Annotated in this window: 7 protein-coding genes and 2 pseudogenes; 4 read left to right on the top strand and 5 right to left on the bottom strand. The window is 40.1% G+C overall.

Annotation, left to right across the window (positions count from 1 at the left end; genetic code table 11):
• Positions 1-8 precede the first annotated feature (8 nt).
• Positions 9-1,403 carry a class II fumarate hydratase gene (fumC, locus tag BA1DRAFT_RS03760; protein WP_036776152.1) on the top strand — a complete coding sequence of 465 codons (1,395 nt, stop codon included), beginning with the start codon at positions 9-11 and terminating at the stop codon, positions 1,401-1,403.
• A 130-nt stretch (positions 1,404-1,533) separates the two neighbouring features.
• Here the strand turns inward: fumC and BA1DRAFT_RS23705 are convergent.
• The 3 genes and pseudogenes from BA1DRAFT_RS23705 to BA1DRAFT_RS03750 all read right to left on the bottom strand — a co-directional run.
• A pseudogene (locus BA1DRAFT_RS23705) lies at positions 1,534-1,638 on the bottom strand (toxin-antitoxin system antitoxin component); the annotation flags it as partial.
• A gap of 53 nt (positions 1,639-1,691) precedes the next feature.
• A complete protein-coding gene (gene tus, locus BA1DRAFT_RS03755; RefSeq protein WP_036776151.1) occupies positions 1,692-2,618 on the bottom strand; it encodes a DNA replication terminus site-binding protein in 927 nt (308 codons plus the stop codon).
• A gap of 416 nt (positions 2,619-3,034) precedes the next feature.
• Positions 3,035-4,942, bottom strand: coding sequence for an amidohydrolase (locus tag BA1DRAFT_RS03750; protein WP_036776150.1), 1,908 nt, complete (start codon positions 4,940-4,942; stop codon positions 3,035-3,037).
• A 422-nt stretch (positions 4,943-5,364) separates the two neighbouring features.
• Here BA1DRAFT_RS03750 and BA1DRAFT_RS03745 point away from each other — a divergent pair, with 422 nt between their 5' ends.
• Complete coding sequence (locus tag BA1DRAFT_RS03745; RefSeq protein WP_036776149.1) at positions 5,365-6,477, top strand: class II histone deacetylase; 1,113 nt, start codon at positions 5,365-5,367, stop codon at positions 6,475-6,477.
• A gap of 275 nt (positions 6,478-6,752) precedes the next feature.
• On the opposite strand, the gene BA1DRAFT_RS03740 is transcribed toward BA1DRAFT_RS03745, so the two are convergent.
• Positions 6,753-7,352, bottom strand: a complete 600-nt coding sequence (locus BA1DRAFT_RS03740; protein WP_036776147.1) for a lytic polysaccharide monooxygenase — start codon at positions 7,350-7,352, stop codon at positions 6,753-6,755.
• 303 nt (positions 7,353-7,655) lie between these two features.
• Here BA1DRAFT_RS03740 and BA1DRAFT_RS24460 point away from each other — a divergent pair.
• Positions 7,656-7,901: pseudogene (locus BA1DRAFT_RS24460) on the top strand (ATP-binding cassette domain-containing protein); the annotation flags it as partial.
• 98 nt (positions 7,902-7,999) lie between these two features.
• Here the strand turns inward: BA1DRAFT_RS24460 and BA1DRAFT_RS03730 are convergent.
• Complete coding sequence (locus BA1DRAFT_RS03730; RefSeq protein WP_036776146.1) at positions 8,000-9,607, bottom strand: ABC transporter substrate-binding protein; 1,608 nt, start codon at positions 9,605-9,607, stop codon at positions 8,000-8,002.
• Positions 9,608-10,054: 447 nt separating this feature from the next.
• Between BA1DRAFT_RS03730 and BA1DRAFT_RS03725 the strand changes: the two genes are divergently transcribed.
• Positions 10,055-12,457 (top strand): DMSO/selenate family reductase complex A subunit, encoded by a 2,403-nt coding sequence (locus BA1DRAFT_RS03725; protein ID WP_036776145.1) that lies wholly within the window; start codon positions 10,055-10,057, stop codon positions 12,455-12,457.
• Positions 12,458-12,587: the final 130 nt, after the last annotated feature.

Genomic DNA, 12,587 nt, shown 5'->3' with positions numbered 1-12,587 from the left:
AGATAGTAATGGCAGCCACTCGCATTGAAAAAGACTCAATGGGGCCTATCGAAGTACCTGCTGACCAATTGTGGGGAGCGCAAACTCAACGCTCACTTGAGCATTTCCGCATTTCGCAGGAGAAAATGCCGGTTGCATTAATTCATGCTCTGGCGTTGACCAAACAGGCTGCGGCCAGTGTCAATATGGATTTGGGCCTTCTGCCGCAAGAACGTGGAGAAGCAATTATTGCCGCTGCGAAAGAAGTGCTGGAAGGTAAACATCCGACAGAATTTCCGCTTGCTATCTGGCAGACCGGTTCTGGAACACAAAGTAACATGAACATGAACGAAGTGTTGGCGAACCGTGGTAGCGAGATCCTTGGCGGGGTGAGGGGGAATGAACGCCTTATCCATCCTAACGATGATGTAAATAAAAGTCAGAGTTCTAACGATGTTTTTCCAACAGCAATGCATGTTGCCGCTGTTATCGCGCTGCGTGAACACCTTATCCCTGAGCTGAAAATATTACAAAAAACATTAGCTGATAAAGCTGAAGCTTATAAGGATATCGTTAAAATTGGTCGTACCCACTTGCAAGATGCGACGCCATTGACCCTTGGTCAGGAAATTTCTGGTTGGGCGGCAATGTTAACGCATAGCCTGAAACACATTGAAGACAGTATTCCCCATGTTTGTGAACTGGCACTAGGGGGAACTGCGGTTGGCACCGGTTTAAATACTCATCCTGAATATGCGGTTCGTGTTGCTCAGAAATTGGCTGAACTGACCAACCATTCGTTTGTTACTGCGCCAAATAAATTTGAAGCGCTGGCGACTTGTGATGCTTTGGTTCATTCTCATGGCGCATTAAAAGGTCTGGCTGCATCCATGATGAAGATTGCAAACGATGTTCGTTGGTTGGCTTCCGGTCCTCGCTGTGGCATCGGTGAAATTTCAATTCCTGAAAATGAACCCGGTAGCTCAATCATGCCTGGTAAAGTTAACCCAACTCAGTGTGAAGCGGTGACTATGCTTTGTGCTCAGGTTATGGGTAATGATGTTGCTATTAATATTGGTGGTGCATCGGGCAACTTTGAGCTAAACGTGTTCCGTCCAATGGTGATTAATAACTTTTTGCAATCTGTTCGCTTGTTGGCTGATGGTATGCGTAGCTTCAATGAACATTGTGCAGTTGGTATCGAACCTAATCGCGATCGCATTACTCAATTGCTGAATGAATCTCTGATGCTGGTAACGGCGTTGAATACACATATCGGTTATGACAAAGCCGCCGAAATTGCCAAGAAAGCCCATAAAGAAGGGCTGACATTGAAACAGTCGGCGATGAAACTGGGTTATCTGACAGAAGCTGAGTTTGATGACTGGGTTCGTCCAGAAGATATGGTTGGCAGCTTGAAATAATTGTTGTTTAGCCATGAAAAATTGACCGGAGACGAGTGCTCCGGTTTTTTATTTCCCGATCTTTAAATTATTTTTTGCCTTTACTAAACGGGAATACGTGGGATTAGGTTTATGGTTTCCACCGCTACTCTTCATTTAATATTGCATTCAGATGTGGCCCACTGCTTGATGGGAAACCAACTGTTCGCCAAAATGGGTTACTCTGGACTTTGTGGCTTGGTATAAAAACTCGCATAAACACCGCTTTAATTCATTTGTCGCTATTTGAATCAAACAAATAACTATGCACTAAATCTCACGATATAAATGTAGCCTTGGAATAACCAATTCCAGTGGTTTGGCTTTGGGTTTATAGCGATGGACTATGGCATTGGCATCATAGTTAGCAAGTCTCCCTATCTTTGGTTGGTTATCGCCATAGTTAACATAAAATGCAATTATTGGCAGGGGACAAGCATATTGCACTTGTTTTTGTTGTTCCGCATACCAGACTCGCGCAATGGGTTGTACTTTCACTGGGCGCTTGATTTTTAACACCACATCATCAGGCAATTTTTTTATATCGATAATTTCTTTGGCGACTAATGCTGCCCATTGTTCACGAGAATAGGGGGAAACAGCACGCCCAGAGTTATAACTCTTTTCTAAACGTTGCAGAATTTGATCTTTTGTAACTTTATTAATGATATTTTTATTCGCCCAACCAAAACGAACTGAATCAGGATTGAGAAGGGGAGTGATGGTTCTGTAAGCGTTTAAAGTGATCAAGCCATGTAACTGACTGTGAACGAACTCAAATCGTTGCTCTTTATCCACCCCTGATTGCACCGTTACGATATGTTCAAGTTCTGCTTTCAACTTATTTATTTCCTCAATTAATAGTAAAGCAGAGCGATATTGCTGTTGATTTACAGAAAAACAGAGTACACCGGGAAGGCGAACGGCAGCTTTACTGCTGATATTTTGATTGTTGTGATATATAAATAGCTTTTGGTAATGACTTAACCCTAGATTTAGAGCGTCGTTATCGGTCATTTCATTAACAATTATTTCTGTTACAGGGTCATGTTCACTGCCTTTTTCTACATCAGGCAGAGTAAACACATGAGCGGCTAACAGAAAATAGCTATTTAATTGTTCATCCAGTTGTTTCAACTTACTCACTTGTTGTTGAAAACAACGATTCAAATCTTCAATTGATAAATATTTACTCATTTCAATAACAAAATTAGTTACAACATACTTTTCATTATAGAACAAAAGGTGAAAACATCAAACTCAGAAGTCGCTAACCAATAACGAAAAGCAATATACCAGAAGCCGAGAAATTGTAGATATTTAATCTTTAAAAGAAGTTATGGTTTACTATTTAAATTATATAAATTTGGGACGGTTTCTATATTGCTAAGTTTTTAATGTTGGAATGATTATGATTTTATTAAATTACCCCTTTGATTAACTTCCATTAGTTTAGGTTAATCGTTTTTTATGCTCTCCATTAATGACGATGCTATTGCGAGGAATAAATAGCAAAAATTGATGAGACTTTAGCCACATACAATTCCGAGCACCAGCACGTATGCTGGTGCCCAATCTAAAACGTAACCAGTTTTCTGTTTCTTTGTACGTAATTACGAATGCGACTGTGTTTTCTTTCCACTAGTAAAAGTCTCACAGACTTTGATCTTAGGTTGCGTTTTCTTTCCACCAATCCAAGTTTCACAAACTCCGATATCTTTGAGCTTGTCACAATCAACCTCGTAAGGATTTTTTGCAAGGATAACCAGATCAGCGAACTTCCCGACCTCTAAAGAGCCAATTTGTTCGGCTCTTCCGATATGAGTAGCTGCGTTAATGGTAACTGCACGTAATGCCTCAGTCAGACTAATTCTTTGCTCTGGGCCAATGAGTTCATTGGTCGTATCGCATTTTCTGTTAACTGCCGCGTGTACCAATTGAAGCGGTCCAATGTTAGAGCAGGGTGCATCTGTATGGAGCGAGAAAGGGATACCTTTATCCACACACTCTTGCGTTGGGTCCATCCGATTTGCGCGTTCTAACCCGAACAACTGATCTTTATATGCAGATCCATAATAGTAGACATGGTTCATCAGAAAGCTTGGTTGAACGCCAAGATTTTTCATTGTGTCAAGCTGCTCAGAACGTGTGATTGTGCAATGTTCAATGCGGTTGATGTATTTAGCGTTAGTAAGAGGATGCGCATCCTCCCCATAACCTAGCGTAATAGCCTCCAAGACATGATCCAAAGTCCTGTCACCGTTACAATGGATCAGAACTGGCCAACCGTATTCTGCAACCTTGTTGACCATTGAGATAAATTCTCCTTTGTGGTAATTAGCTTTCCCATAATGAACACTATCAAGGTATGGCTTTGTTTGAGCGGCTGTCTTGGCTTGGTTTGAGCCATCGCCTACGATTTTCATCCCATAAAGTGTCATCGCAGCATCTGATTTCTGCACCGCGGCTGAATCAACACCATATTTTTTAGACAGACTATCCAGCTCGTGCGGTTGCATATCATCAGCATACATCAAGCTAACACTTGCACGGCAATTACCCCCTTCGACTACTTCTGCGTACTCGCTGAGCAACTCAGGCAGTTTAACCCCGGGCGGAACTACCACGCCAGCCTCATGAATAGTTGTATTGCCAAGTTCTGCGTTGTAGTCAAGCCAATCTATGATAGCTTTTCTTATTTTGCTCCCATTTAAATTTTGCGCCTGTAACGCGGGGACAATGAAAAGTTCTATTGCTCCTTCCTCATAGACCATCCCGTTATATTTATTATCCTTTGTACCGAAATGACCACCATCTTTAATGGGGTGATTCTTGTAGTATTCTGGGTCTGGATTAATACCAACCGTGTCAAATGCTTTCTGGTTAGCTGTTGCCGTATGCATGTTTATATAATAAACAAAAACCGGGTTATGTGGCGCACAATCATTTAGGTCCGACATCGAAAGGTCACCGTGTTTAATGTCACCGCCCTGACGAAGATTGTCATATAGCGAGAACAATAGCCAATCGTTCGACTGCGCGTTCTTTGCTGTAGTTCGTATGAACTCTAGTACTTCATCTTTAGTCTTGCGAGTGTCGGCATAGCCACAATCGATGGAGAATTCTTTTATTACCGAACCTGTAAGTGTGTGTTGATGTGGATCGATAAAACCAGGGAGAAGCGTGTGCCCTTCTTCCAGACAGACCATCCGTGTTTTGTATGATTGCAGTTTCTCTATATCTTGAAAGGTACCAACGGCCAGAATTTTTCCGTCTGCGATCGCTAATGCCTCGTATAGATTATAACTCTCGTCCATAGTGATGATGCGGCTACCATCTTCAAGTTTGGCGTGGAAGATAATATCCGCTTTTTTGTCAGGAGGAGGCCACTGCATCACAACAGATGCTTCAGTGGCAGATGTCTCAGAAATTTCTTTATCTATATCTATCGAGCTTTGTGGTTCGCAAAGATGCAAAGCACTTATTGTTCCCAGTAATTTTCCTACGCAAGCTTGGCACATAATCAGCTTCCTCTTGAGTTTATTTAAAATGCCTAAGATACGATATGAAGTTAATTTACTGATTTAAATTGTTAAATATTGAAAAAATACCTCCTTTTTATTATTGATTGGTGAGTTATATGACTAATTTAAGGATGATTCTGATTTCAGGAAAAATCAAGTATCTTTGAAAAGGGTATAACTAAAGTTGATTGACTTGTCGTTACTGTCACAAAATAGAAGATATGAAAGTCGTGGGCATCCGGGATATTATTTTCAGAACGGATTGTTGGCGTTGAGAGGGATAATCTAGGAGCCGGAAATTTCTAGTTTTAATGGTTCGTAATTAAAAACAGTCTGGCTCGCATTTATCCGGTTTTTTGGTATTCTGATTATGTTAATAATGTGTAAATAAATTTAATATTATATAGAGGGAAGGGATGATGAGACGAAAAACGGGGTTTTTCTTTGATGAACATTGTTTTTGGCATAGTACTGGCATGCATGTAATGACTCTGCCTGTCGGTGGTTGGGTTCAGCCTTCTTCTGGAACTGCACATGCTGAATCGCCGGAAACAAAACGGCGGTTAAAAAATTTGATGGATGTATCAGGCTTGAGCCACTCCTTGCACCTTTCTTCGGCCTCGCCTATTGATGAGCAAACACTACGCAAAATCCATCCTGAAGAGTACTTGAAGCGATTTAAGCAAGTTAGTGATAATGGTGGAGGAATGCTTGGTCCAGAAGCCCCTCTGGGACCGGGAAGCTATGAAATTGCTAAGCTCTCAGCTGGCCTTGCTTGTGCTGCGGTGGAAGCCGTGCTTAGTGGTGAGCTTGATAATGCTTACAGCCTTTCTCGACCACCAGGTCATCACTGTTTGCCTGATAAACCTATGGGATTTTGTTTTCTGGCAAATATCCCATTGGCCATTGAACACGCAAAAGCACATTTTGATTTAAGGCGAGTTGCAGTCATTGATTGGGATGTTCACCACGGTAATGGTACTCAGCATATTTATTGGGATCGCTCTGATGTTTTGACCATCTCAATGCATCAGGATGGTTGTTTCCCTAACGGATACAGCGGTGAAGATGATATTGGGGAAGGTGAAGGAGCAGGTTATAACCTGAATATCCCATTACTTGCTGGAGCCGGACATAATAGCTATATCTATGCAATGACACAGATAGTGCTTCCTGCGCTTGAACGTTTCGAGCCGGAACTGATTATTGTCGCCTGTGGCTATGATGCGAATGCGGTGGACCCTTTGGCAAGGATGCAGCTTCATAGTGAAAGTTTTCGGGAGATGACCCGGCTAGTGCAACAAGCAGCAGATAGTTTGTGCGACGGAAAACTCGTCGTTGTTCATGAAGGCGGGTATGCGGAGTCTTATGTCCCATTCTGTGGATTGGCTGTACTTGAACAGATGAGCGGCATTCGTACGGAAGTCAAAGATCCAATGTTAGATTCTATACGCTTGCAGCAGCCAAGAGCTGAGTTTGAGCTATTTCAACAACAGCAGATTGATAAGCTTAAAGAAAAATTCGGTCTTTGAGCTTTGTTGCGTAGGTTTGCTCCACATAACTTGGGAGCAAACCTGTAAGATTCTAGTTGACAAATATGTTTCATATAGTCGTGCATTTAATCCGCGAATAATGGCTATTTTATCGATTATTTATATTGACCAAGCATGGGTTTAATTTTGTTTTCATAAACATCTTTGTTTACATCGAAATCAACTGAGCTCAATAGATGAAATAAGAAGTTCGATAAACAGGAACAGCATAATGCTGTTCCTGATAATAATCATTTTATAAGATGTACCAAATATCAAGCAGGGCTAATTGTTGTATCAATCACTTGGTAAAATGCATTTAGGGTATCTGAGATTGTCCAAACACCCAGTATAACGTGATAGCCTTGATAACCTTCTGGTAAGGTACATTTATTAATAACTCTACTGCCCGGCATTTTTTCCTGATAATCCTCAAAGCAGAAAGGTGTACTATTAAATTGCTCTCTGGTTAAAGGTTTATTGGGCTCCCAATCAGGTTTGGTAATAAAATATTCCCAATTTGAAGTTTTGTGTTGAATCATAATTTCCCACTGGAACTCAATATCACCGGCAGTAATAGGGATTTTTTTCCAACGATCTTCGGTTTGAACATCTAATTCACCAAAATGACCAATGCCAGCGCTGGCAATATGGCCATCTTCTGGACCGGCCTGTGGAAAGCCTTTCTTAGCTTCAAGAGATTGAGGCTCATATTTGACCAACCCACAATCCGTATTTTGTTCATTTCCCTGTGCAGAACAAAGGAATACACGACTTCCTGGACTATCAATATAACCATGAGCCCATGCACCATTAGATAAAGCTGTAATTATCGTAGCGGCTAAAGCCATCACTTTCACTTTATGTTTATACATAATAGTGTCCTCCACTTTACACGATAATTTATCTACGACAAATAAAGCCCCAGGACTTAACTATCAATTCTAGATAAATATAATATGATTATCCATTTCATAAATTGATTAATAATCTAATTATATTAAGTTATTGAAACTTTGTTCAAAATATGCCTGTTACTATTTTTTGTAATATAAAACGATATGATTTTCCTAATTTATTTGGCATGGCTCATATTTTTGTGTTTTCCAAGCGGACTCCATATATGGCTATTTAAAATGACCACTTAATCCTCAAAGCAGAAAGGTGTCCAAGGAGGGAAATTGTCCGGAGGGGAGAAACAACGGATTGTGATAGCAAGGGCAATATTACGCAATCCTTTGATGATTATATTAGATGAACCAACTTCCGCTCTAGACTCAAAGATTGAATATAAAATCATTGATGTTTTGAAAAAACGGGTTAAAACTTTGTTAATTGTAACTTGTCGTCAAGATTTAAAATCGCTAGCAGATATTATTTATGAGTTAGACTCAAATGTAAAAATTAACCAGAGGTCAATTTAGGAAATGTATTAATTAATAATTTAACAATATATTACGGTTTCAAACAATCAACCTGTTCAAAACCGTAATATCGACTCAAATACTACAATAATATGTTATTAATGCTTAATAACATAAAGATCTTTTGTCGACACGAAACCCAACGGACTCATATAATACCCGCCAATATAAGGCTTAACTAATCTGACGCCGATATAGTAATAAACAGGAATTGCCGGTACATCTTTTGCCAGAATATCCTCTGCTTGCTGAAAATATTTTCGATCATTTGTTGCTTTAGCTTTATTTATCAAATCATCATAAGCTGAATTGCTATATAAGAATGTATTATTAGAACTATCAGTGACAAAATTATTTAAAAACGAGGCAGGATTATCATAATCAGCAATCCGCGCATATCTCACCATCTCAAAATTACCTTGACGAATAACATCCAACATAGCTTTTCGTTCTTGGTTCTGCAAAACAATATCTACATCCAAACTTTTCTTCCACATTGAAGTCGCCGCAATAGCAATCCGTTTATGCTCTTCTGATGTATTATAAAGAAGTTTAAATTTCAATGGATTATCTCTATCATAACCTGCTTCATTTAACAATTTCCTGGCTTTCTCAACTCTTTCTTGCTGTGTCCATAATGCATAATCAGGCTGCCCTAAATCTATTCCTCCGGTATTGGGAGGAGTATGATTATAAGCAGGTTCTTGGCCTTGCCCTAAAACTTTATTCGCTATGATCTCTTTATCTAAAGCCAGATTTAATGCCTGCCTGACCCTAACATCATTAAAAGGCGCTTTTTGATTATTAAAATCATAATAATAAACACCTAATGCTGGCGTGATATGAACCTGACTACCTAATTTGGCCTTTAAAGATTTAAATAAAATTGATGGAATATTCTTGGTGATGTCAATTTCATCGGCCAGATAGCGATTTATATCTGCTGTTTCTGATGCTATTGGAAGATAAGTGACTTGATTAATAACAGTATGGGCATTATCCCAATATTGTGAATTCCTGACTCCAACAACTTTTTCATTAACAATCCATTCGGCTAGCTTAAATGGCCCGCTACTGACAAATACATCGGAATGAGTCCACTTTTCACCATATTTTTCAACCGCTTTTTGGCTGATGGGTACCATGACAGGATATGCCAACATCTGTAAAAAATAGGATACCGGTTGTTCTAACGTTACTTCCAAAGTCAAATTATCCAGTGCTTTTACACCTAATTCATCAATCTTCTTCTTACCAGAAACAATATCTTTAGCATTGGCCACGTGCATGTTGCCAAGATAACTACCATACGGAGACGCAATTTTGGGATCAACTAAACGCCGCCAGCTAAAAACCACATCATGGGCAGTAATAGGGGAGCCATCAGACCACTTTATTCCTTTTCTTAGATGAAATAACCACACTTTATTATCTTTGGTTTCCCAACTAACCGCTAAATCAGGATTGATTTTTCCATCGCTGCCCGCGCTGACTAACCCACTGAAAAAATCATGAATAATATTGAATTCAACATCATTTTCAACTTTATGAACATCAAGAGATACAGGTTCTGAACCATTATTGCGAACGACATCTTGATTAACTGATAATAATGTACCTGCTGGAATAATTGCGGCATGGGATAATGCCAGATTGCCAAATATAATGCCTGTAAATAAGGATATATTCCTTAATGTTTTATTCATCGTTTGTTCTCCAATAAGATCTCATTTTTGGGTATCTATTTCATGGAAGCCAATTATTTGATAACTAAGGTTTTTATGCAGTCCCGCAAACAAAACTTCAGAATGTTTATGACTATTTCAGATATTAAGTTAAAATTATATGATTCTATTGAATACCCTATTTTGAATGCGAGAGGTATAACTATCATTAAGTATTAGTATAAAATAATTAGCACTACTCCATCAATATCATGAAATTTAAGTAATAAATTTATATACACCTTGAAATATTCACTCGTGATATAAATTATTTTAAAATATTCATTTCAGTATCAATTTTTTAGCCATATTTAGCAAAACTTTTCAAGAAAATGTGATCTAAATTGTATTAATCCTTGATCGCTATCAACATTTAAACCGTTTTTTCTAAATAACATCCAGCGAATAAGATGCAATGTGGAGGCTAATATGAAATATAGAAAAATAAATCATGAAGCCAATGAACAGAATGATGATCTGACAGTCAGCCGTCGTCGTTCTATTCAAGCAAGTGCAGCGCTTATATCTATTCCTTTTGTTTCTGCCCGCCAAGCAATCGCCGAAGAGAAAACAAGCCAAGGCCCGCTACCGATTCATGTTATTGATGCGGGTGAAACAAAAGTCGTACCCACCTGTAGTACGTTTGATTGCGGAGGAAGATGCGATATCCGAGCTCATGTCCGAGAAGGTGTTGTCACCCGCATCACCACCAGACCTGATCATGAACTCGATGAAGCAATGCCGATCATGCAAGCTTGCATACGCGGCAAGGGCTATCGCAAATTTGTTTATCATCCTGATCGTTTAAAATATCCGATGAAACGAGTTGGCAAGCGGGGAGAGGGGAAATTTGAACGAATCTCCTGGGATGAAGCGACAACCATTATTGCGGATAAGCTAAAAAATATTACTGAAAAATATGGCACGGCTTGCCGCTACGTTAGCGTTAATACCGCGGTAATCGGCGGTGTATCATCAGGTGATAAAATGTTGCGTCGTTTACTCAATATTACCGGCGGACATTTACAATTTTACCATTCCGTGAGTATGGGCAATACAGCGGCAGCGACACCCTATACCTATGGCGTAGCCACTTCGGGTAGCACACTGGATACCTTAGAAAATACCCTTTTGGTGATCCTTTGGGGCCATAATCCGGCTGAAACTATTTTTGGTCACTCCAACCACTATTTCCAGAAGATGAAAAAGAACGGCACTAAATTTATTGTTGTCGATCCCCGTTATTCTGATTCTGCTTCCTCGTTGGCTGACCAATGGATTCCTTTGCTGCCAACAACTGATAACGCATTAATGGATGCAATGATGTATGTGATTGTCAGTGAAAATTTGCACGATAAAGAATTTATCGATCGTTATACGATTGGTTTTGATGAAAACAATATGCCGGATGGCGTTCCCGCCAACGAATCCCTAGTTGCTTACCTGACAGGCGCTAAAGATAGCATTGTGAAAACAGCGGAATGGGCTGAAAAAATCACTAAAGTGCCGGCGAATATCATTCGTCAGCTTGCCCGTGAATATGCCAGCACTAAACCCGCAGCCCTGATTCAAGGATGGGGTCCACAACGTCACATCTGTGGTGAACGTGTTGCACGTGGTGCAACAATTTTAGCCACAATAACCGGTAATGTAGGTAAAAAAGGGGGATGGGCAGCAGGTTTCAGTGGTATCGCTGGTAACAAATCCCTCTATGGACTCGATCTGGGTCAAAACCCGGTAAAAGAAAAAATCTCCGTGATGAACTGGGTCCAGGCAGCCGATGATGCCAGTAAAGTTACCCCGGCAGACGGTTTAGTGGGTGCCGATAAGCTGAATACCAATATTCGTATATTATTCTCGTTGGCCGGTAATTACCTTGCAAATCAAAACCCTGATATCAATCAGACAGTAAAAATATTGGCAGATGAATCTAAAATTGAATTCATTGTCTCCAGTGATCTTTATCTAACACCAAGCGCCCGATATGCCGATATTTTATTGCCGGAAACCAGTTTTATGGAACGTTGGAATATTGGCTTTCCTTGGGGCACCGGCAGTTATTTCATTCTGTCATCAAAATTGATCGAACCTGAATTTGAACGGCGCTCTGATTATGAATGGATACGCGAAGTTGCAGCAAAACTGGGCGTTGAACAGGAATTCAGCCAAGGTCGTGACGAAAAAGCGTGGATAGCCCATATTATGGAATCTAACCGTCAGGCTATGCCAAAAGAAAATCTGCCCACTTTTGAGGAATTACAACGGACACACAAACATCTTTTCAAAATACCGCCTTATGTAGCTTTTGAAGAAAATATTCGTGACCCAGAAAATCATCCATTTCCCACACCTTCAGGAAAAATAGAGATATTTTCTAAACGTCTGTATGACATGCAACATCCTGAAATCCCTGCGTTGTCACATTATGTACCGGCATTCGAAGGGCCGGAGGATAAATTAACTGAAAAATATCCGTTGCAATTAATTACCTGGAAAGGGAAAAACCGTTCCAATTCAACCCAATATTCAAATTTAAAAGAGGTGCAAACCCAGAAGTTGTGGATTAATCCGCTGGATGCGCAGAAACGTAAAATTAAACAAGGGGATTTGGTTCGGGTATTTAACGATCGCGGAGTTTCTATGATCCCGGCGGAGGTAACTCAACGTATTATCCCCGGCGTGGTAGCAATGCCGACCGGCGCATGGTGGCAACCGGATAAAAATGGCGTTGATTGGGGCGGTTGTGTCAATGTGCTGACATCATCCCGTAAAACTCCGCTTGCACATGGAAACTCCCATCAAACATTACTGGTCGAGATCAATAAAGCCTGATTGAATTTATAGAATATGCGCTGGTAAGCAACCGACAATTAGGCTTTTTTATTGATTCACCCCGTTGTTCAGGATGTAAAAGTTCCTGTCGCTAATATGTTTCTGAGATAAAGTTGCCTCGGAAAATATT

Source organism: Photorhabdus aegyptia, assembly GCF_000612035.1.
Lineage (GTDB): Bacteria > Pseudomonadota > Gammaproteobacteria > Enterobacterales > Enterobacteriaceae > Photorhabdus > Photorhabdus akhurstii.
The sequence above is the reverse complement of the archived record's forward strand: the minus strand, read 5'-3'. Positions and strand labels throughout refer to the sequence as shown.

Excerpts from the sequence above, each read along its gene's own strand:
- BA1DRAFT_RS03730 (WP_036776146.1), bottom strand. The coding sequence starts at position 9,607 with ATGAATAAAACATTAAGGAATATATCCTTATTTACAGGCATTATATTT.
- fumC (WP_036776152.1), top strand. The coding sequence starts at position 9 with ATGGCAGCCACTCGCATTGAAAAAGACTCAATGGGGCCTATCGAAGTA.
- BA1DRAFT_RS03745 (WP_036776149.1), top strand. The coding sequence starts at position 5,365 with ATGAGACGAAAAACGGGGTTTTTCTTTGATGAACATTGTTTTTGGCAT.
- BA1DRAFT_RS03750 (WP_036776150.1), bottom strand. The coding sequence starts at position 4,942 with ATGTGCCAAGCTTGCGTAGGAAAATTACTGGGAACAATAAGTGCTTTG.
- BA1DRAFT_RS03725 (WP_036776145.1), top strand. The coding sequence starts at position 10,055 with ATGAAATATAGAAAAATAAATCATGAAGCCAATGAACAGAATGATGAT.
- BA1DRAFT_RS03740 (WP_036776147.1), bottom strand. The coding sequence starts at position 7,352 with ATGTATAAACATAAAGTGAAAGTGATGGCTTTAGCCGCTACGATAATT.
- tus (WP_036776151.1), bottom strand. The coding sequence starts at position 2,618 with ATGAGTAAATATTTATCAATTGAAGATTTGAATCGTTGTTTTCAACAA.